Genomic DNA, 20,344 nt, shown 5'->3' on the forward strand with positions numbered 1-20,344 from the left:
TCCCGGTTATACCCCAAAGCCCTGCGGCGAACACAAGCGCAACGGGTGGGTCGCAGACACCATGCCGCCGCGCGCCGGCCCTGCCGGCACACCGCGCGCGCTAGCTATTTGCTGCGCTCAAGCACCAGCAGCGGATCGATGCGCACATCGAACCAGTTCATCCCCCAATGCAGATGCGGCCCGGTCGCGCGCCCGGTGGCACCCACCGCCGCGATCACCTGGCCTTGCTCCACCCGGTCGCCCACCTTCACGTCGATGCGCGACAGGTGCAGAAAATTCGAGCTCACCCCGAAGCCGTGGTCCAGCAATACGGTGCCGCCGGTCAGATACAGGTCCGGCGCGGCAAAGGTCACCACGCCGGCAGCCGGCGCCTTGACCGGCGTGCCGGTGGGCACGGCGATGTCCATGCCCGAGTGGCCGGCACCGGGCTGGCCGTTGTAGACGCGCGCATTGCCGAAGCGCCCGCTGATGCGGCCCTGCACCGGCCAGATGAAGGCCTGGGCAAAATCGGTGCGGGCATCGTCGCGGTCGCGCGCGGCGGTGACCTGCGCCTGCTCGCGCTTGATCCGCTCGGCGATCGCCGCAGGCGGATTGACCGTCTTGGGCGGCACGCCATTGACGCGCTCCACCGGCCAGTCGCGCGGCGTCACTGCGATGCTGGCGGTCTGCCTGCTGCCATCGGGCCGGGTGATCTGCACCTGCAACGGGCCGCTGGCATCGCGGCCGATACCGAACACCACGCTGCCATAGCCGCTGACCCGCAAGCTGCGGCCGGCGTACTGCACCTGGCTGCCCGCAGGCACCTTGCCGATCACCAGCGCACCCTGCGAAGCGCTTTGCGGAAATACCACCTCCACGGCGTCGGCAGACTGCGCAGCGACGCTGCCGGCAGCGAGCGAGAGCGGCGCCAGCGCAAGCCAGGCGCCAACCAGGGCTGCGCGCATCAGCGGTCGAAGGTCAGGCGTTGACCGGCGGCAGCGCCAATCAATTGTTCGCCATCCCACACCTGCTGGCCGTTGACCCAGGTCGCGGCGATGCGCGAGCGGAACGTGGTGCCTTCGAACGGCGACCAGCCGCACTTGGACAGCACCTGCTCGCGCTTCACGGTGAACGGGGTGTTGTCGATCAACACCAGGTCGGCGAAATAGCCTTCGCGCAGGAAGCCGCGCTCTTCCACATCGAACAGCTGCGCCGGCGCATGCGCAAACTTCTGCACGATGCGGGTGATCGGCAGCTTGCCCTCGTGCACCAGCTCCAGCGCGGCCACCAGCGCGTACTGCACCAGCGGCAGGCCGGAGGGCGCCTGGGCGTAGGGCTTCTGCTTTTCTTCCCAGGTATGCGGGGCGTGGTCGGTAGCGAGCACGTCGATGACGTCCTCGGCCAGCGCCTGGATCAATGCCAGGCGGTCGTCGGCGTCCTTGATCGCGGGGTTGCACTTGATCAGGTTGCCCAGCCGCGCGTAATCGCTGCGGTCGAAGCGCAGGAAGTGGATGCAGGTCTCGGCGGTGATGCGCTTGCGCAGCTTGCCCTCGGCATCGACCAGCGGGCCGGCTTCGAACAGCACCAGCTCGTCGGCGGTGGAGATATGCAGCACGTGCAGGCGGGTGTTGTGCTTGCGCGCCAGCGACACCGCCAGCAGCGAGGACTTCAGGCAAGCCTCGCGCGAGCGGATGTCCGGATGCATCTCCGGGCTCAACGCGTCACCGTATTGTTCCTTGTACTGCGCCAGCGTCGCATCGATGGTGGGGGTGTCTTCGCAGTGGGTAATGATCGGCGTCGGCGCGTCGCGGAAGATCGCATCCAGCGTCTCGGGGTTGTCGACCAGCATGTTGCCGGTGGAGGCGCCCATGAACACCTTGATGCCCGGTGCGGTCTTCGGGTCCAGCGTCTGGATCGCGGCCAGATTGTCGTTGCTGGCGCCCATGTAGAAGCCGTAGTTGGCCCAGGCGCGCCCGGCCGCCGCGTCGTACTTGGCCTGCAGCGCGGCCGCGTCCAGGGTCGGCGGATTGGTGTTGGGCATGTCCATGAAGCTGGTCAGGCCACCGGCCACCGCGGCGCCGGATTCGGTCGCGATATCGCCCTTGTGGGTCAGGCCCGGCTCGCGGAAGTGCACCTGGTCGTCGATCATGCCCGGCAGCACCCAGCGTCCGGCCGCGTCCACGACGGTGTCGCCTGCGGCTGGGGCGATCTTGCTGGCGATCTTGGCGATGCGTCCAGCGTCGATCAGCAGATCGGCGTCGAATTCCTTGCCTTCATTGACCAGGCGGGCGTTGACGATGAGGGTTCGGCTCATGGATGAGGTCCTTTGCAACTGCAGGAAGGGGAAACGGGCGAGGACCCGGACGCGGGCGCGTCGGGGACGGGATCGAACCCGCCCGGATGAAAGGGATGGCAGCGGCCGAGCCGGCGTGCGGCCAGCCAGCAACCGCGCAGCGGGCCGAAGCGGCCGATCGCGGTCATCGCGTATTCCGAGCAACTGGGCGCAAAACGGCAGCGCGGCCCCAGCAGGGGGCTGATGAACCGCTTGTAGAAGCGCAGCAGCGCGATGAGCAGGCGTGAGATCACTTGCCAATGATATGCCACTTGGATTAATACGTGGTTGCCGGGGGTCCGTGGGGTAAGCTATAAAGGCCTGCTTTCCCGGGCCCCGGGGGAACCAAGGATGAGCGTTTCGTGGCTGCTAAAAAACCTGCAAAAAAGGCCGTAGAGGCCGCCAAGAAGTCCGCCAGACCCGTTGCGAAGAAGGCAGCGGCGCCTGCCGCTGCAAAACCGGCCGCCAAGCAGGTCAAGCCGGCTGCCAAGCCAGCGGTTGCCAAGAAGGCAGCTGCGAGCAAGACCGCGGCCAAGCCGGCGCCGGTCGCCAAGACCGCAGCGTCCAAACCCGCGGCCGCCAACCCTGTAAAATCTTCTATCGTCAAGCGTGCTGCCAAGCCGGCGGCGAACAAGGCAGCTCCGGCTGCCGCCAAACCGGCCGCCAAGCCGGTGGCGCCCAAGTCCGTACCGAAGCCGGCTGCCAAGTCGACTCCGGCCAAGTCAGTCCCGGTCAAGGCTGAAAAGCCCGCGCCCGCACCGGCCTCCAAGGCCGTCCCTGCGAAGCCGGCAAAGCCTGCGACCCCGTCACTCAAGAATCCCGTGCCCGTTTCGAAATCTTCAGCAAAAACGCCAACCAAAACCGAAGCCCCCGCCAAGCCCGCCGCGACCCGTCCGGTCGGCAAGGTGGCCGTGGCCGTGACCTCCAAGCCGGCCAGCCCGACCCCCAAGACCAAGTACAAGGTGGTCGAGTACAAGACCGATGAAGCCACCGGTCGTCCGATCCTGCCGCAGGGCTACAAGCCTGCAGCCGATGAGGAGTACATGAGCAAGCTGCAGCAGGAGTACTTCCGTCAGCGTCTGCAGAGCTGGCGCAACGACCTGATCGAAGAGTCCAAGCAGACCATCGAAAACCTGCGCGAAGAAGTGCGCGACATCGGCGACGAGGCCGAGCGTGCCACACGCGAGACCGAGAACTCGCTGGAGCTGCGCACTCGCGACCGTCACCGCAAGCTGATCGGCAAGATCGACAGCACGCTCAAGCGTCTGGAAGACGGCGACTACGGTTACTGCGTGGACACCGGCGAAGAGATCGGCCTGGACCGGCTGGAAGCGCGCCTGACCGCCGAACGCACCATCGACGCCCAGGAGCGTTGGGAGCACCTGCAGAAGCAGCAGGGCGACTGATCGTTCGACAAGGTCCAGGCCTTGTCCGTCGACTGAAAGACCCCGCCATGTGCGGGGTTTTTTTATGCGCATCGCGCAAGCGCACTGGGCGTTGCGTTTAGCGACACGCCTGGCGCGTGTCGTGTTGCCAGGCAGGCGTCGATTGGGCGCTGTCGATCAGACCGGCGGGCACTGCCGCAGACCTCACTGCAGGTCGCGCAGATCCAGCTTGCGCAGCTTGGGCGCCTTCCAGGCGGTGGTGGCGACCACGCCCAGGGTCACGCCGCCGCCGATCACCACCGCCGGCACCAGGCCGACCAGGCGCGCCATCACCCCGTCGTAGAACGCACCCAGCTCGTTGGACGAGCCGATGAAGATGCCGTTGATCGACGACACCCGGCCGCGCATCGCGTCGGGCGTGGCCAGCTGCAGGATGGTCTGGCGCACCACCACCGACACCCCGTCGCACATGCCGTAGACCAGCAGGATCGCCGCCGACAGCCAGAAGTGCCGCGACAGGCCGAAGGCGATCGTGCACAGCCCGAAGCCGGCCACCGACAGCATCAGGATGCGCCCGGCATTGCGCTGCAGCGGGTGCCTTGCCAGCCACACGCCGACCACGATCGAGCCCAGCGCCGGGGCGCCGCGCAAGATGCCCAGGCCTTCCGGGCCGTAATGCAGGATGTCGTGGATGAAGGCCGGCAGCATCGACACCGCGCCGCCCAGCAGCACCGAGAACATGTCCAGCGCCATCGCGCCCAGCATGATCTGGTTGGACAGCACGAACTGCGCGCCTTCGGCGATGCTGCGGAAGATCGGCGCACGCGGGTCTGCGTTGACCGGCTCTCTGACCCGCAGCAGCGCCAGCGCCAGGATCGCCACCAGCGCCACGCCGGCGGCCACGCCATAGGCCAGGCCCTTGCCGCCCCAGCCGACCAGCACGCCACCCAGCGCCGGGCCGATCACCATGCCGGCCTGGAAGGTGACGCTGCCGATGCTGGCGCCGCGGGCGAACGCCTCGCGCGGCAGCGCGCGCGCGAACAGCGCGTTATAGACCGGCGACAGGAACGAGCGCGCTGCACCGGTCAGCGCGATGGCCGCGTAGATCGGCCACACGCCCTGCACCGGCAGCCAGGCATGGGTGATGGCCAACAGCAGCAACGCGGTGGCGGCCAGGCCCAGCACCGCGACCATGCCGAGGCGTCGGCGCGGCAGATGATCGACCAGATAGCCGGCAAACGGCGCGATGCAGAAGAACGGCAGGATCTCCGCCAGGCCGATCAGCCCGAGCGAGAGCGGATTGCGGGTGATCTCGTAGATATGCCAGCCGACCGTGACCGCGACGACCTGGTACGACAGCATCGCCGCCACGCGATACAGCAGCACCAGGCCGAAGCCGGGGTGGGCGAGCAGCGTACGCAGCGAGGCGGCAGGCGAGGGCGTCGGCGTGCTCACTGCTGGGCGCGGGCGGTGTCGCGGATAAAGGCCAGCATGGCCGCCACGCCATTGCTGCGGGTCGGCGACAGATGCTTGGCCAGCCCGATGCCGGCGATGTAGTCCGGCTCGGTGGCCAGGATCTCCTGCGCGCTACGCCCGGAGTACACGCGCAAGGCCAGATAGATCAGCCCGGAGACGATCGCCGAGTCGCTGACGGCGTGGAAGTCCAGCCGTTCGGCATTGCCTTCCGGCACGATCCACACCATCGACTGGCAGCCATGCAGGCGGTGTTCTTCGGTCTTCCACTGTTCGGGGAAGCTGGGCAGCTTGCGGCCCAGGTCGATCAGGTACTGGTAGCGCTCGGACCAGTCGCCGAAGAAGGAAAACTCCTCGGCAATGGCGGCCTGTGCGTCGACGGCGGTGGGTTCAAGCGGGAAGGGGGTGGTGGTCATCAAACATCCAGAATCGTTCGGTCAAAGCCCCTCTCCCTCCGGGGCGAGAAGGCGCGGTTTGCGCGCCATTGGCGCGCGTGCCTTGCAGCGCCCGCGCCGCCAGCGCGGGCCGGGGCGCGGAGCAGGGGTTGGGGCGAGGGTACGTGCGAAGCCTCGCTGGAATTCGATGCGGGTGGCTTCGCCCATCTCGAAAAAAGCGATGCATGTGGCTGCGCTCGCACCCTCATCCGCCCCTGCGGGGCAGCTTCTCCCGACGGGAGAAGGGAGGAGAGTCATGCGCGCTTCCAGCGCACGCCTTGCGGGGTGTCTTCCAGCACGATGCCTTCGTCGGCCAGCTGCGTGCGGATGGCGTCGGCGCGGGCGAAATCCCTGGCTTTCTTGGCGGCATTGCGTTCTTCGACCAGCGCCGTGATGCGCGCATCGTCGCCGGCGTCGGTGCCGCGCGAGAACCAGGCGGCCGGATCCTGCTGCAGCAAGCCCAGCGCCTGGCCTGCGCCGAGCAACCGCGACTTCAGCCCGGACAGCGCGGCGGTGCCTACCGACGCTTCGTTGCCTTGAGCAAGCTGGGTGCGCAGCGCGCGGGCCTCGGAGGCGATGCTGGCGATGACCGACAGCGCAAGCGGGGTGTTGAGGTCGTCGTCGAGCGCGGCTTCCACCTCGTCGGGAATCGTGGCCGGTTGCGCAGGGGCGATCCCGGCAGCGTGTTCGGCCGCGGCCAGGTCGCGCAAGGTGCCGTATAGCCGGTCCAGCGTGTGCTTGGCCTGGTCGATCAGGCCGTCGGACCAGTCCAGCGGCTGCCGGTAATGCGCGCTCAGCAGCGCGTAGCGCAGCGCCTCGGGCGGGTGGCGGGCGATCAGGTCGTGCACGGTCTCGATGTTGCCCAGCGACTTGCTCATCTTGGCGCCGCTGAAGTTGAGCATGCCGTTGTGCAGCCAGAACCGCGCGAAGGTGGCTCCGCCATGCGCGCATTCGCTCTGCGCGATCTCGTTCTCGTGATGCGGGAACTGCAGGTCCACGCCGCCGGCATGGATGTCGATGGTCGGGCCCAGGTGCGCGGCAGCCATCGCCGAGCATTCGATATGCCAGCCCGGGCGGCCGCGGCCCCAGGGCGAGTCCCAGCCGGGCAACTCGTCGCTGGAAGGCTTCCACAGCACGAAGTCGCCGGGGTCGCGCTTGTACGGTGCCACGTCCACGCGCGCGCCGGCCAGCATCTCGTCCGGATCGCGGCGCGAGAGCTTGCCGTAGTGCGCAAAGCTGGTCACCGCGAACAGCACATGGCCTTCGGCGGCATAGGCATGCCCGTTGGCAATCAATTGCTCGATCATCGCCACGATCTGCGGGATATGCGCGGTCGCTTCCGGTTCGATGTCCGGCGGCTGCACGCCGAGCGCGGCCATGTCCTGGCGGTAGATCGCGGCGAAGCGGTCGGTGATGGTCGAGATCGGCACGCCCTGCGCCTGCGCGGTGGCGTTGATCTTGTCGTCCACGTCGGTGATGTTGCGCGCGTAGCGCAGCGCGCCATAGCGCCGGCGCAGCAAGGCGGCGAGCACATCGAACACGACCGGGCCGCGGGCGTTGCCGATATGCGCGTAGTTGTAGACAGTGGGGCCGCACACATACAGGGTGGGGCTGGACGGATCGAGCGGTGCGAACGGCTCGACCCGCCGCGTCAGGTTGTTGTGCAGGCGCAGGCTCATCGGCATCTGAGAAAGGATAACCGGGCGATTCTAGCCGGTCGCGGCGGTGTGGCGAACCAACCGCCTGTCCGCAGCGGCGCCGGTGACCGGATGGGCTGCGTTCAGCCCAGGGGATCGCAAGCTCCATACACTTACGTATTGCCTGGCTGCGCCCTCCTGGTACTGATGCGACCTTCCCCGTTCTTCCTGTTGCTCTGTGTGTTCGCCTGGCAGGCATCGTCAGCACACGCGGCAGAAACCGATCCCAAGAACCGGGTAGTGGTGATCGAGAACGTGAAGCTGGATTACGCGCAGGTGCTCAATGTCGAGCCGGTCTACCAGACCCTGCGCGCCACCCGCATGGAAGAACAGTGCGAAGCCGAGCCGGTCGCGCCGGTGGCAACGGCACCGGTCGAGGACGAGGGCCGCATCAACCGGATGGTGGATTCGGTCAAGGAGATGTTCTCCCGCCGTCCCGAGCCGGCGTCCGTCCCAATGGCGGTGCCGCCGACCAGCACGCGGCGCAACTGCCGGGTGGTGGAAGTGCCGCGCGAGTTCCGGCGGCCGATCGCCTTCGACGTGGATTATGTCTACAAGGGCACCAAGTACCGTTCGCGGCTGCCGGAAGACCCGGGCAACCGGCTGCGCATCCGCGTCTCGGTCACCCCCTACATCCCTGACGCCATCGTCGCACCGCCGCGCTGAGCCGCGCGGCGGTTGCGCCGTGCCCGCATGCATGCGAGGATTCGCGCCCTATGTACGCAAACGCCTTTCAGCACGACACCAGCGCCGCCCGGATGGCCTCCGGCATGACCTCGCGTGCCCGCCGACCGGAATCCCACATTTTCGGTGGGTGACCGGAGCGTTTTGCTGTTCCGCCGTTGAAAACCCAGCCCGCAGGCTGGGTTTTTTCGTTTTGACGTCACAAAAGTTTCAACCGCAAGAAACGCGCATGTCGCGCACCCCGTCGCTCCTGGCGGACCACGCAGCAGAAGCACGCAGCACAAGGATCGATCGATGTCACTGAAGCACTTCTTGAACACCCAGGACTGGAGCCGCGCCGAACTGGACGCGCTGTTGACCCAGGCCGCGTTGTTCAAACGCAACAAGCTGGGAAGCGAGCTGAAGGGCAAGTCGATCGCGCTGGTGTTCTTCAACCCGTCCATGCGCACCCGCACCAGCTTCGAACTGGGCGCGTTCCAGCTGGGCGGGCATGCAGTGGTGCTGCAGCCGGGCAAGGACGCCTGGCCGATCGAATTCAATCTGGGCACGGTCATGGACGGCGACACCGAAGAGCACATCGCCGAAGTGGCGCGGGTGCTGGGCCGCTATGTCGACCTGATCGGCGTGCGCGCGTTCCCGAAGTTCGTCGACTGGTCCAAGGACCGCGAGGACCAGGTGCTCAGGAGCTTCGCCAGGTATTCGCCGGTGCCGGTGATCAACATGGAGACCATCACCCACCCGTGCCAGGAGCTGGCGCACGCGATGGCGTTGCAGGAACACTTCGGTACCCAGGATCTGCGCGGCAAGAAGTACGTGCTGACCTGGACCTATCATCCCAAGCCGTTGAACACCGCGGTGGCCAATTCCGCGCTGACCATCGCCACCCGCATGGGCATGGACGTGACCCTGCTGTGCCCGACGCCGGACTACATCCTGGACCCGCGCTACATGGACTGGGCGGCGCAGAACGTGGCCGAAAGCGGCGGCTCGCTGCAGGTCAGCCACGACATCGACAGCGCCTACGCCGGTGCCGACGTGGTGTATGCCAAGAGCTGGGGCGCGTTGCCGTTCTTCGGCAACTGGGAGCCGGAAAAGCCGATCCGCGACCAGTACCAGCACTTCATCGTCGACGAACGCAAGATGGCGCTGACCAACAACGGCGTGTTCTCGCACTGCCTGCCGCTGCGTCGCAACGTCAAGGCCACCGACGCGGTAATGGATTCGCCCAACTGCATCGCCATCGATGAAGCCGAAAATCGCCTGCATGTGCAGAAGGCGATCATGGCTGCCCTCGTAAGCGGGAATCGGTAATCGGGAATAGAGAATCGCAACAGCAAGAACGTTGATCCCACTTTTACGTACCAAGGAAACAATGATGAGCACTGCTTCCACCATTCCCGATTCCCAACTCCCGATTCCCGGCAGCAAGAAGGACATCGTCCTGGCGTTCTCCGGTGGCCTGGACACCAGCTTCTGCATTCCGTATCTGCAGGCGCAGGGCTATGCGGTGCACACCGTGTTTGCCGATACCGGCGGGGTGGATGCCGAGGAGCGTGATTTCATCGAAAAACGTGCGGCCGAACTCGGTGCCGCCAGCCATGTCACCGTCGATGGCGGCCCGGCGATCTGGCAGGGCTTCGTCAAGCCGTTCGTGTGGGCGGGCGAGGGCTATCAGGGCCAGTATCCGTTGCTGGTGTCCGACCGTTACCTGATCGTCGACGCCGCGCTCAAGCGCGCCGGGGAACTGGGCACGCGCAGCATCGCGCACGGTTGCACCGGCATGGGCAACGACCAGGTGCGTTTCGACCTGGCAGTGAAGGCACTGGGCGATTACCAGATCGTGGCGCCGATCCGCGAGATCCAGAAAGAGCACACCCAGACCCGTGCCTACGAGCAGAAATACCTGGAAGAGCGCGGCTTCGGCGTGCGCGCCAAGCAGCAGGCCTACACCATCAACGAGAACCTGCTCGGGCTGACCATGTCCGGCGGCGAGATCGACCGTTGGGAAGCGCCGGGCGAGGGTGCGCGCGGCTGGTGCGCGCCGCGCAGCGAGTGGCCGGTCGAGCCGCTGACCGTCACCCTGAAGTTCGTCGAAGGCGAGGCCGTTGAACTCGACGGCAAGGCGCTGCCGGGCGAGCAGATCCTGGCCCAGCTCAACAAGCTGTTCGCGCCCTACGGCGTGGGCCGTGGCGTGTACACCGGCGATACCGTGATCGGTTTGAAGGGCCGCATCGTGTTCGAAGCGCCCGGCCTGATCTCGCTGCTGAGCGCGCACCGCGCGCTGGAAGATGCGGTGCTGACCAAACAGCAGAACCGCTTCAAGCCGGACGTGGCGCGCAAGTGGGTGGAGCTGGTGTACGAAGGCTTCTACCACGACCCGCTCAAGACCGATATCGAGGCCTTCCTGAAGTCCTCGCAGGCCAAGGTCAACGGCGAGGTGACGCTGGAAACCCGCGGCGGCCGGGTCGATGCGGTGGCGGTGCGTTCGCCGCACCTGCTCAACACCAAGGGCGCGACCTACGCGCAGTCGGCCGACTGGGGCGTGGAGGAAGCGGAAGGCTTCATCAAGCTGTTCGGGATGAGCTCGACGCTGTACGCACAGGTCAACCGCTAAGGCGGCCACTGCGCCGGCAGGCGATGTTCCTTCTCCCGCAGGCGGGAGAAGGGCTGGATGGGTGTTGGAAAGACCAAACTGCTCGACAACACGCTGACGCATCGTCCTTCTCCCGCGTGCGGGAGAAGGTGGCGCATAGCGCCGGATGAGGGCGACCTGCCGCATGCCCCCATCCGCCCTGTCGGGCACCTTCCCCCGCAGGCGGGNGACGCGCCGGATGAGAGCGACCTGCCGCATGCCCCCATCCGCCCTGTCGGGCACCTTCCCCCGCAGGCGGGGGAAGGGCTGGATAGGTGTTGGAAAGACCAATCGCACGCTGCCTGATGCAATCAAAAAGACCAACCACCCGCTGCCCGACGCACTCAAGACGCGATCAATGACCACACTGCTCGACAACACGCTGACGCATCTACAGGCACTGGTGTCCTTCGACACCCGCAATCCGCCGCGGGCGATCGCTGCCGAGGGCGGCATCTTCGACTACCTGCGCGCGCAGCTGCCCGGTTTCCAGGTCGAGGTGATCGACCACGGTGCCGGTGCGGTAAGCCTGTATGCGGTGCGCGGCACACCCAGCTACCTGTTCAACGTGCATCTGGACACGGTGCCGGATTCGCCGCACTGGAGTGCTGATCCGCACGTGATGCGGCGTGCCGACGATCGCGTGATCGGCCTGGGCGTCTGTGACATCAAGGGTGCGGCGGCGGCGCTGGTGGCGGCGGCCAATGCCGGGCAGGGCGATGCGGCCTTCCTGTTTTCCTCCGACGAGGAGGCCAACGACCCGCGTTGCATCGCCGCGTTCCTGGCGCGCGGTGTGCCGTATGAGGCAGTGCTGGTCGCCGAGCCGACCATGAGCGAGGCGGTGCTGGCGCATCGCGGCATCAGCTCGGTGCTGATGCGGTTTGCCGGGCGTGCCGGGCATGCCTCGGGCAAGCAGGATCCATCCGCCAGTGCCTTGCACCAGGCGATGCGCTGGGGCGGCAAGGCGCTGGACCATGTCGAGTCGCTGGCGCATGCGCGCTTCGGCGGCCTGACCGGCTTGCGCTTCAACATCGGTCGGGTCGAGGGCGGCATCAAGGCCAACATGATCGCGCCGGCGGCCCAGCTGCGTTTCGGCTTTCGTCCGCTGCCGTCGATGGATGTGGACGGCTTGCTGGCGACGTTTGCCGGCTTTGCCGATCCACATGCGGCGCATTTCGAAGAAACCTTCCGCGGGCCGAGCCTGCCGTCCGGCGATATCGCGCGGGCCGAAGAACGCCGCCTGGCCGCACGCGATGTCGCCGATGCGCTGGACCTGCCGATCGGCAATGCCGTGGATTTCTGGACCGAGGCCTCGCTGTTTTCGGCCGGCGGTTACACCGCCCTGGTCTATGGCCCCGGCGATATCGCCCAGGCGCACACCGCCGACGAGTTCGTGACGCTTGCGCAGTTGCAGCGTTACGCCGAGTCGGTACATCGCATCATCAACGGCTCACACTGAAGCCGCGTTCCGCGCCCTGGCGCGGCCATTCCTCTCTTCGATCACGGCAATGTCCCTCTCCGCACAGCCCCACAAACAGACCCGCCAGACCATCGTGCGCCTGCTTTCGAGCATGGCCAGCGCCAAGGAAATCAGCCAGTACCTCAAGCGTTTTTCGCAGCTGGATGCCAAACGCTTTGCGGTGGTCAAGGTGGGCGGCGCGGTGCTGCGCGACGACCTGGACGCGCTGACCTCGTCGCTGTCGTTCCTGCAGGAAGTGGGGCTGACCCCGATCGTGCTGCATGGCGCCGGCCCGCAGCTGGATGCCGAACTGTCGGCGGCCGGCATCGAGAAGCGCACCGTCAACGGCCTGCGGGTGACCTCGCCGGAAGCGCTGGCGATCGTGCGCAAGGTGTTCCAGGCCTCCAACCTCAAGCTGGTCGAGGCGCTGCAGCAGAACGGCGCGCGTGCGACCTCGATCACCGGCGGCGTGTTCGAAGCGCAGTATCTGGACCGCGACACCTACGGCCTGGTCGGTGAGGTCAAGGCGGTCAACCTGGCGCCGATCGAAGCCAGCCTGCAGGCCGGCTCGATTCCGGTGATCACCAGCCTGGGCGAGACGCCGAGCGGGCAGATCCTCAACGTCAACGCGGATTTTGCCGCCAACGAACTGGTGCAGGAGCTGCAGCCGTACAAGATCATCTTCCTCACCGGCACCGGCGGCCTGCTGGATGCCGATGGCAAGGTGATCGACTCGATCAACCTGTCCACCGAGTTCGACCATCTGATGCAGCAGCCGTGGATCAACGGCGGCATGCGGGTGAAGATCGAACAGATCAAGGATCTGCTCGATCGCCTGCCGCTGGAGTCGTCGGTGTCGATCACCCGGCCGGCGGATCTGGCCAAGGAACTGTTCACCCACAAGGGCTCGGGCACGCTGGTGCGGCGCGGCGAGCGCGTGCTGCGCGCGACCTGCTGGGACGAACTGGACCTGCCGCGGCTCAGGACGCTGATCGAATCCAGCTTCGGCCGCACGCTGGTGCCCGATTACTTCAGCAACACCAGGTTGCTGCGCGCCTATGTCAGCGAGAACTACCGCGCCGCGGTGATCCTCACCGACGAAGGCATGCTGGGTGCGAGCGCGCTGATCTACCTGGACAAGTTCGCCGTGCTCGACGACGCCCAGGGCGAAGGCCTGGGCCGTGCAGTGTGGAACGTGATGCGCGAGGAAACCCCGCAGCTGTTCTGGCGCTCGCGTCACAACAACCAGGTCAACATTTTCTACTACGCCGAGTCCGACGGCTGCATCAAGCAGGAGAAGTGGAAGGTGTTCTGGTACGGGCTGGAGAACTTCGAGCAGATCCAGCACTGCGTGGCGCATTGCGCGACGCGCCAGCCGACGCTGCTGGGCTGAGTACGATGGCGCCCGTCGCATTGCCATCGCTTTGGCGCGAGCTGCCCACGCTGCGCGGGCAACACGCAACACTGGAACCGTTGCAGGCTGCGCATGCCGATGGTCTGCGCGCTGCGCTGGCCGATGGGGCCTTGTCGCGGCTGTGGTACACCGGCGTGCCGGCACCGGCGCAGGTGGACGACTACGTGGGCGCGGCCTTGGATGCGCAAGCCGACGGGCGGGTGCTGCCTTACGTGGTACGCGATGCGGCCGGCGAGGTCGTCGGCTGCACACGCTATTACGGGCTGGATGCGACAGTGCCCAGGCTGTCGATCGGCTACACCTGGTACGCGCCGCGCGTGCAGCGCAGCGGCGTCAATACCGACACCAAGCGGATGCTGCTGCAGCACGCCTTCGAGACGCTGGGCTGCCTGAGCGTGGTGTTCGAGACCAGCTGGTTCAATCACACCTCGCGCGCGGCGATTGCGCGGCTTGGTGCAAAGCAGGACGGCGTGCTGCGCAATCACACCCGTCACCCTGACGGCACGCCGCGCGACACCGTGGTGTTCTCCATCATCGATACGGAATGGGCCGGGGTCAAACGCCACCTGCAGTTCCGCCTGGAAGCAAACGCATGACTGTTCAAACAACCACCATCGGCATCGTCGGGGCCCGCGGGCATACCGGATCGGAATTGATCAAGCTGGTGGCGGCACACCCGCATCTGCAGCTGCTGTTCGTGTCCTCGCGCGAGCTGGCCGGGCAACCGGTGGCCGAGCACAACGCGGCGTATCGCGGTGAGCTGCGCTACGAGAGCCTGGATGCCGATGCGGTGGCCGCCAGGGCCGCCGACGTGGTGATCCTGGCATTGCCCAACGGCAAGGCCGAGCCCTTCGTCGCGGCGATCGATGCGGCCAGTCCGCAGACGTTGCTGATCGATCTGTCGGCCGATTACCGCTTCGATCCGGCCTGGTATTACGGGTTGCCGGAACTGACGCGCGGCAGCTACGCCGGGCAGCGACGCATCAGCAATCCGGGCTGCTATGCCACCGCGATGCAGCTGACGATCGCGCCCTTGCTCGACCAACTGGCCGGCCCGCCGCAGTGCTTCGGCGTGTCCGGGTATTCCGGCGCGGGCACCACGCCGTCGGACAAGAACAACCCCGAGTTGCTGGCCGATAACCTGATGCCGTATGCGCTGACCAACCACATGCACGAGCGCGAAGTCTCTGCGCAGCTCGGCGTGCCGGTGGAGTTCATGCCGCATGTGGCGCCGCATTTCCGTGGCATCACCATGACCGTCAACCTGTGGCTGCAGCAAGCGCTGACGCGCGAGCAGATCCAGGCCTGCTACACGCAGCGTTACGCCGACGAGCCGTTGATCGAGATCGTCGATGAGGCGCCGTGGGTCAGCCGCATCGCCGGCAGGCATGGCGTGCAGATCGGTGGCGTGACGCTGGCGCCGGGCAACAAGCGCGTGGTGGTGGTGGCGACGCTGGACAACCTGCTCAAGGGCGCGGCGACGCAGGCGATGCAGAATCTCAACCTGGCGTTGGGCTGGGACGAATTGACCGCGATTGATTGATGCGAGTCCCTCGCAAGAGCCTGCACATCCCTGTGCAGGGATTCAACGATGCGAGTCCCTCGCAGAAAACCGCACCTCCATGTGCGGTGATTTAACTGGACGACTTACTCGAGACGCTTTCCGATGACCAATCTGTTGTGGCAAAAACCCGGCGTGGCGGTGGACGCCAAGATCCAGAGCTTCCTGGCCGGCGACGACGTCATCCTGGACCGCGAGTTCTTCCTGTACGACATCGCTGCCAGCAAGGCGCATGCGCAGGGACTGCAGCACATCGGCATCCTGTCGCTGCAGGAGCTGGGCGGACTGAGCGAACAGCTCGACCTGCTGGCGGCCGATTTCCGCAGTGGCGCGTTCGTGCTGGACGAGCGCTACGAGGATTGCCACTCGGCGATCGAGGCGCGCCTGACCGAGCGGCTGGGCGATGCCGGCCGCAAGATCCACACCGGGCGCAGCCGTAACGACCAGATCCTGGTCGCCACCCGCCTGTGGTTGAAGGACAAGCTGCAACGCGTGGCCGAGCTTGGCGCGGAGATCGCCAAGGTGGCGCTGGACCGCGCGCAGGCAGAAGCCGCGCTGCCGGTGCCGGGCTATACGCATATCCAGCGTGCGGTGGTGTCCTCGGCCGGCATGTGGTGGGCGGGCTGGGCCGAGGCCTTCATCGACGACGCGGTGCGTGCGGCCGATACCTTGCGCCTGGTGGACAGCAATCCGCTCGGCACCGCCGCCGGCTACGGCGTCAACCTGCCGCTGGACCGTACGCATACCACCGCCGAGCTGGGCTTTGCACGCCTGCAGGTGTCGCCGATCTATGCGCAGCTCTCGCGTGGCAAGTACGAACTGGCCGCGCTCGAGGCGCTTGGCAGCGCAACGCTGGACCTGCGCCGGATCGCCTGGGATCTGTCGTTGTTCACCAGCGGCGAGTTCGCCTTCGTCGCGCTGCCGGCGCAATACACCACCGGCAGCTCGATCATGCCGAACAAGCGCAACCCCGACGTGATCGAACTGATGCGCGCCACCCACGCCAGCGTGGCCGCCGCGCGGACCGAGATCGAACAGCTGCTGTCGCTGCCGTCGGGCTATCACCGCGACCTGCAGAGCAGCAAGGGCGCCATCGTGCACGGCTTCGGACGCGGCCTGGCGGCGCTGGAACTGCTGCCGGCCCTGCTGGCCAACCTGGAATGGCGCCCGGACAAGCTGCGTGCGGCGATCGATTCGGGCATGTACGCCACCGACGTCGCGGTGGAAGCGGCGCTTGCCGGCGTGCCGTTCCGCGAGGCCTACAAGGCGGCCGCGGAATCGGCCGACACCGCAGGGCAGGGGCGCACGCCGGAAGGCAGCCTGGCCGCCCGCGTCTCGCCAGGCGCCGCCGCAGATCTGCAGCTGGATGTGTTGCGTGCCCGTTGGCAGGCGCTGGTCTGATGGCCGTGATCAGCACCGACACCGCCGAGCATTACCCCTGGGGCGAAGCCAGCGACGGCTGGCACCTGTTGCGCGACCCCAACCTGAGCGTGCTCGAAGAGCACATGCCGCCCGGCGCGGCCGAGCTGCGTCACCGGCATAGCCGCGCACGGCATTTCTTCTATGTGCTGGCCGGCGAGGTGATGCTGCAGCTGGATGGCGAGCAGCATGTGCTCGGCGTCGGGCAGGGCCTGCATGTGCCGCCCGGTTCCACCCATCAGATGCACAACCTGTCCGGGGTGGAAGCGCGCTTTCTGGTGATTTCCACCCCGTTCGGTCGTAGCGCGGCAACACCCGACAAGGAGGCCGGCTGATGGCGACGCGCTATCTGGTAGTGGCGATGCGCAAGCCGGATTTCCCGGCCGATGTGGTGCAGCCGCATCGTGCATTTCTCGATACGCTGCGGGCGGCCGGGCAGCTGGAGCTGACCGGCGGCTTCAGCGATGGCAGTGGTGGCGCCTACGTGCTGGTCAACGTGGACAGCCTGCAGCAGGCGCAGCAGATCGTGGCACGCGATCCGCTGGTACTGCGCGATGCCTCCACGCTGACCGTCCATGAGTGGAACACGCACTGAGCAGATCGTCGCCATGAGCACGCCCATCGCCACTGCTGCGTCATTTACCGAGCAGGCGCTGCCGCCGTGGCGACGCGCAGTGCTCAAGGTCGGCAGCAGCCTGCTGGCCGCCGATGGCGGTGGCTTGTCGCCACGGTTCGCATTGGGCCTGGCGCAATTCGTCTCGGCCAATCTGGCCGCCGGGCGCGAGCTGGTGATCGTGTCGTCGGGCGCGGTGGCGGCCGGCCGGGCGATCCTGCCGAAGGCTGCCGAGGCCGGCGCACCGATCGCCGCGCGCCAGGCGCTGGCTGCGCTGGGGCAGGCGCAGTTGATCGCGCTCTGGCAGCGCTTCTTCGAGCGCCCGGTGGCGCAGGTGTTGCTCACCCACGACGACCTGCGTAACCGCCGCCGCTATCTCAACGCACGCGCCACCCTGGGCGAGTTGTTGCGGCTGGGCGCGTTGCCGGTGATCAACGAAAACGACACCGTGTCGGTGGACGAGCTCAAGCTGGGCGACAACGACAACCTGGCCGCGATCGTCGCCGCCCTGGTCGATGCCGATGCCTTGTTCATCGCCACCGATATCGACGGGCTGTACAGCGCCGACCCGCGCAGCAATCCGCTGGCGCGGCCGCTCGACGAGGTGGCCGAGCTCACTGCCGAGGTGCTGGCGATGGCCGGCGGCAGCGGCAGCAGCGTGGGCACCGGCGGCATGCGCACCAAGCTGGAGGCCGCCGCCAAGGCCGGTGCGGCCGGCATCGAAACCTATCTGTTCAACGGCCGCAATGGCGATGTGGTGCGCGCCCTGGCGCAGGATCGCCTGCATGGCACGCGGATCCATGCCGCGCGTACGCGCATTGCCGCCCGCAAGTACTGGCTGCGCCACGCACCGGTGGAGGCGGGCGCAATCCTGATCGATGCCGGTGCCGCCGCCGCGCTGACCGACAAGGGCGCCTCGCTGCTGCCGGGCGGGGTGGCCGGCGCGCACGGCGACTTCCGGCGTGGCGACATGGTGGAGATCCGCCTGCGCGACGACGCCGGCGAGCGCTGCCTGGCACGCGGCGTGAGCCAGTATTCGGCGGTGGATATCAGCCGCATCGCCCGCCGCCACTCGCGCGAGATCGATAGCGTGCTCGGGTATAGCTACGGCGAGAACGTGGTGCATCGCGATGATCTGGTGCTTTTGTAGCGGGGAATCGAGAATCGGGAATGGGGAATCGCAAGAGCGTTTCCAGCCAACTTTCCCGCTGCCGATTCTGTCGCAGTAAAGTGATGGCGCGTGCTTTTACCATTCCCGATTCCCCACTCCCGATTCCACAATGACCATCAAATCCCTCGCCCTGCAATGCCGTGATGCGGCGCAAGTGCTGTCGCAACTGTCCGCGCAGGCCAAACAGGCGTTGTTGGAGGCGATGGCTGCCGCGCTGGAAGCCGATGCCGCATCGATCCTTGCCGCCAACGCGCGCGATCTTGAAGCCGCCCGCGCCAAGGGCACCGGCACGGCCATGCTCGACCGGCTGGCACTGGACGACAGGCGTCTGGCCGGCATCGCCGCAGCCTTGCGCGAGGTTGCGCAATTGCCCGATCCGGTCGGGCAGGTCACGCGCGAGGATGTTCGCCCCAATGGCATCGTCGTGCAGAAGGTGCGCGTGCCGCTGGGGGTGATTGCGATGATCTACGAAGCACGCCCGAATGTGACTGCCGATGCGGCGGCGCTGTGCATCAAGGCCGGCAACGGCGTGATCCTGCGTGGCGGCTCGGAAGCGATCCACTCCAATACCGCGATTGCGCGCGCCCTGCAGCGCGCCTTGCGCGAGGCCGGCGTGCCGGAAGCGGCGCTGACGCTGGTGGAGGATCTGCGCCGCGAGACCATGCTGGAGCTGCTGCAACTCAGCGATATCGTCGATCTGGCGATTCCGCGTGGTGGCGAAGGACTGATCCGCTTCGTCGCCGAGCATGCGCGCGTGCCGGTGATCAAGCACTACAAGGGCGTATGCCATCTGTTCGTAGATGCGTCGGCGGACGTGGATCTGGCCGTGCGTCTGTTGGTGGATGGCAAGGCCAGCCGGCCGTCGGCCTGCAATGCGCTGGAGACCTTGCTGGTGCATGCCGATATCGCCGCGCGCTTCCTGCCGCTGGCCGCGCAAGCCCTGCGCGAACGTCACGTGGAGCTGCGTGGCGATGCGGCAACGCGCGCACTGTTGCCGGATATTGGCGCAGCCAGCGACGAGGACTACGCCGCCGAATTTCTCGACCTGATCCTGGCCATCCGCGTGGTGCCGGATCTGGACACCGCGCTGGCGCATATCCGCCAGTACGGCTCGGACCACACCGAGGTGATCGCCACCCGGGACGCCGCCAATGCCGAGCAGTTCGTGCAGTCGCTGCGCTCGGCCGTGGTGATGGTCAACGCGTCCTCGCGCTTCTCCGACGGCGGCGAGCTCGGCCTGGGTGCGGAGATCGGCATCTCCACCACGCGCCTGCATTCCTACGGCCCGATGGGCCTGGAAGCGCTCACCGTGGAGCGCTTCGTGGTGCGTGGCGAGGGCCAGGTACGCCATTGAAGTGGCATGCGTTGCCGGCTCAGTCCTGTGGCGCTGTGCATTGCAGCGCCACTGGCCGACATCGACTCGATCACGTGGCCCGCTTTTCTCCTCCAAGCACCGTGCTCATCCATTCATCGCTTGTTGGGGAAACGAAGCCAGTTCCTGACAGCCACACCTGTTTCCCGGCGCGGTCCCACTTTTCCATCTTTTCTTTGAATTCGGCGGGATAGTCGTTTGCCCTGCAGGCAATATTGCACCAGGGGTCGCAGACATAAATGTCCGCGTCCCAATCTGTCATGTCCGAAGGCAAGGTGCCTGCGCGCGGCACTGGGCCGACGATCGCGGTGGTGTGCGCTGTTCCATTGAAGAAAGCTGTTCCATTGAAGAAAGCAAGGCGTGCGATCTGGTTGTGATCTTGCTGCAAATAGTGGACGGCCAGGGTAGCCAGCTCACCGCAGTTGTGCGCGTTCCCATGCATGGCCGCCGACACCACATCCTCTTCCAGGTTATCCACCTGCTGTCGCATCCGGGCGATCTCTGCAGTCGCATTGTGGATTCGAACGGCCTCCTCAAAGCCAGCGTTTCTCTTTTTGTTGCTGGATTTCAAGCGGGGCGCTTTGTAGTACTCGGCCCTGACGGACTGCATGACCTCGCTGACAGCCCTAACAGGCTGCTGAAATACCTCTCAGCTCGTAGACTACTTGAGTCGGAACATCCCCCACTACCATGCGTGGCGTAGACGTCTTCAGCGAGCA

The 20,344-nt window shown here is 66.5% G+C and carries 20 protein-coding genes; 13 read left to right on the forward strand and 7 right to left on the reverse strand.

Translation table 11 applies throughout. From position 1 onward, the window contains the following. Positions 1–104 precede the first annotated feature (104 nt). Genes XarbCFBP7408_RS16480 through yidD form a run of 3 tightly spaced genes read right to left on the reverse strand, consistent with a single transcriptional unit; the run spans position 105 to position 2,583 of the window. Complete coding sequence (locus tag XarbCFBP7408_RS16480; protein ID WP_181107024.1) at positions 105–944, reverse strand: M23 family metallopeptidase; 840 nt, start codon at positions 942–944, stop codon at positions 105–107. After that, on the reverse strand, positions 944–2,293 hold the full coding sequence (locus XarbCFBP7408_RS16485) for a dihydroorotase (RefSeq protein WP_104563875.1): 1,350 nt from the start codon (positions 2,291–2,293) through the stop codon (positions 944–946). Before XarbCFBP7408_RS16485 ends, XarbCFBP7408_RS16480 begins: the two co-directional genes overlap by 1 nt. Further along, entirely contained in the window at positions 2,290–2,583 is a 294-nt protein-coding gene (gene yidD, locus XarbCFBP7408_RS16490; RefSeq protein WP_039521874.1) for a membrane protein insertion efficiency factor YidD, read from the reverse strand. Before yidD ends, XarbCFBP7408_RS16485 begins: the two co-directional genes overlap by 4 nt. Before the next feature lie 90 nt (positions 2,584–2,673). Between yidD and dksA the strand changes: the two genes are divergently transcribed. Beyond that, positions 2,674–3,717 (forward strand): RNA polymerase-binding protein DksA, encoded by a 1,044-nt coding sequence (dksA, locus tag XarbCFBP7408_RS16495; protein ID WP_104563876.1) that lies wholly within the window; start codon positions 2,674–2,676, stop codon positions 3,715–3,717. A gap of 183 nt (positions 3,718–3,900) precedes the next feature. Here the strand turns inward: dksA and XarbCFBP7408_RS16500 are convergent, their stop codons facing one another. From XarbCFBP7408_RS16500 to cysS, 3 genes are all read right to left on the reverse strand, one after another. Further along, positions 3,901–5,151: an MFS transporter gene (locus XarbCFBP7408_RS16500; RefSeq protein WP_104563877.1), complete on the reverse strand. Its 1,251-nt coding sequence runs from the start codon at positions 5,149–5,151 to the stop codon at positions 3,901–3,903. Beyond that, positions 5,148–5,585 carry a SufE family protein gene (locus XarbCFBP7408_RS16505; RefSeq protein WP_016903219.1) on the reverse strand — a complete coding sequence of 146 codons (438 nt, stop codon included), beginning with the start codon at positions 5,583–5,585 and terminating at the stop codon, positions 5,148–5,150. Before XarbCFBP7408_RS16505 ends, XarbCFBP7408_RS16500 begins: the two co-directional genes overlap by 4 nt. A gap of 272 nt (positions 5,586–5,857) precedes the next feature. After that, on the reverse strand, positions 5,858–7,282 hold the full coding sequence (cysS, locus tag XarbCFBP7408_RS16510) for a cysteine--tRNA ligase (protein WP_181107026.1): 1,425 nt from the start codon (positions 7,280–7,282) through the stop codon (positions 5,858–5,860). Positions 7,283–7,468: 186 nt separating this feature from the next. On the opposite strand from cysS, the gene XarbCFBP7408_RS16520 reads away from it, so the two are divergent. The 12 genes from XarbCFBP7408_RS16520 to XarbCFBP7408_RS16575 all read left to right on the forward strand — a co-directional run bounded on the left by XarbCFBP7408_RS16520 (position 7,469) and on the right by XarbCFBP7408_RS16575 (position 19,607). Continuing rightward, positions 7,469–7,966, forward strand: coding sequence for a hypothetical protein (locus tag XarbCFBP7408_RS16520; protein ID WP_181107032.1), 498 nt, complete (start codon positions 7,469–7,471; stop codon positions 7,964–7,966). 312 nt (positions 7,967–8,278) lie between these two features. Continuing rightward, positions 8,279–9,295: an N-acetylornithine carbamoyltransferase gene (locus XarbCFBP7408_RS16525; protein ID WP_104563880.1), complete on the forward strand. Its 1,017-nt coding sequence runs from the start codon at positions 8,279–8,281 to the stop codon at positions 9,293–9,295. Between the two features lie 61 nt (positions 9,296–9,356). After that, positions 9,357–10,598 carry an argininosuccinate synthase gene (locus tag XarbCFBP7408_RS16530; RefSeq protein ID WP_181107028.1) on the forward strand — a complete coding sequence of 414 codons (1,242 nt, stop codon included), beginning with the start codon at positions 9,357–9,359 and terminating at the stop codon, positions 10,596–10,598. Positions 10,599–10,974: 376 nt separating this feature from the next. Beyond that, on the forward strand, positions 10,975–12,075 hold the full coding sequence (locus XarbCFBP7408_RS16535; protein ID WP_104563881.1) for an acetylornithine deacetylase: 1,101 nt from the start codon (positions 10,975–10,977) through the stop codon (positions 12,073–12,075). A gap of 49 nt (positions 12,076–12,124) precedes the next feature. Beyond that, a complete protein-coding gene (locus XarbCFBP7408_RS16540) occupies positions 12,125–13,468 on the forward strand; it encodes an acetylglutamate kinase (RefSeq protein WP_104563882.1) in 1,344 nt (447 codons plus the stop codon). A 5-nt stretch (positions 13,469–13,473) separates the two neighbouring features. Beyond that, positions 13,474–14,085: a GNAT family N-acetyltransferase gene (locus XarbCFBP7408_RS16545; RefSeq protein WP_104563892.1), complete on the forward strand. Its 612-nt coding sequence runs from the start codon at positions 13,474–13,476 to the stop codon at positions 14,083–14,085. Beyond that, positions 14,082–15,032: an N-acetyl-gamma-glutamyl-phosphate reductase gene (argC, locus tag XarbCFBP7408_RS16550; protein WP_104563883.1), complete on the forward strand. Its 951-nt coding sequence runs from the start codon at positions 14,082–14,084 to the stop codon at positions 15,030–15,032. Before XarbCFBP7408_RS16545 ends, argC begins: the two co-directional genes overlap by 4 nt. Before the next feature lie 123 nt (positions 15,033–15,155). Further along, entirely contained in the window at positions 15,156–16,451 is a 1,296-nt protein-coding gene (locus XarbCFBP7408_RS16555; RefSeq protein WP_104563884.1) for an argininosuccinate lyase, read from the forward strand. Further along, positions 16,451–16,804, forward strand: coding sequence for a cupin domain-containing protein (locus tag XarbCFBP7408_RS16560; protein ID WP_181107030.1), 354 nt, complete (start codon positions 16,451–16,453; stop codon positions 16,802–16,804). The genes XarbCFBP7408_RS16555 and XarbCFBP7408_RS16560 overlap by 1 nt, the downstream gene beginning before the upstream one ends. Continuing rightward, positions 16,804–17,064, forward strand: a complete 261-nt coding sequence (locus XarbCFBP7408_RS16565; RefSeq protein ID WP_104563885.1) for a YciI family protein — start codon at positions 16,804–16,806, stop codon at positions 17,062–17,064. Before XarbCFBP7408_RS16560 ends, XarbCFBP7408_RS16565 begins: the two co-directional genes overlap by 1 nt. Positions 17,065–17,077: 13 nt before the next feature. Next, positions 17,078–18,232, forward strand: a complete 1,155-nt coding sequence (gene proB / locus XarbCFBP7408_RS16570) for a glutamate 5-kinase (RefSeq protein WP_104563886.1) — start codon at positions 17,078–17,080, stop codon at positions 18,230–18,232. A 130-nt stretch (positions 18,233–18,362) separates the two neighbouring features. Next, a complete protein-coding gene (locus XarbCFBP7408_RS16575) occupies positions 18,363–19,607 on the forward strand; it encodes a glutamate-5-semialdehyde dehydrogenase (protein WP_104563887.1) in 1,245 nt (414 codons plus the stop codon). Positions 19,608–19,677: 70 nt separating this feature from the next. Here XarbCFBP7408_RS16575 and XarbCFBP7408_RS16580 read toward each other — a convergent pair whose 3' ends face one another. Beyond that, on the reverse strand, positions 19,678–20,196 hold the full coding sequence (locus XarbCFBP7408_RS16580; RefSeq protein WP_258072163.1) for a hypothetical protein: 519 nt from the start codon (positions 20,194–20,196) through the stop codon (positions 19,678–19,680). Positions 20,197–20,344: the final 148 nt, after the last annotated feature.

The organism is Xanthomonas arboricola pv. guizotiae (assembly GCF_002940205.1).
Taxonomy (GTDB): Bacteria; Pseudomonadota; Gammaproteobacteria; order Xanthomonadales; family Xanthomonadaceae; genus Xanthomonas; species Xanthomonas arboricola_C.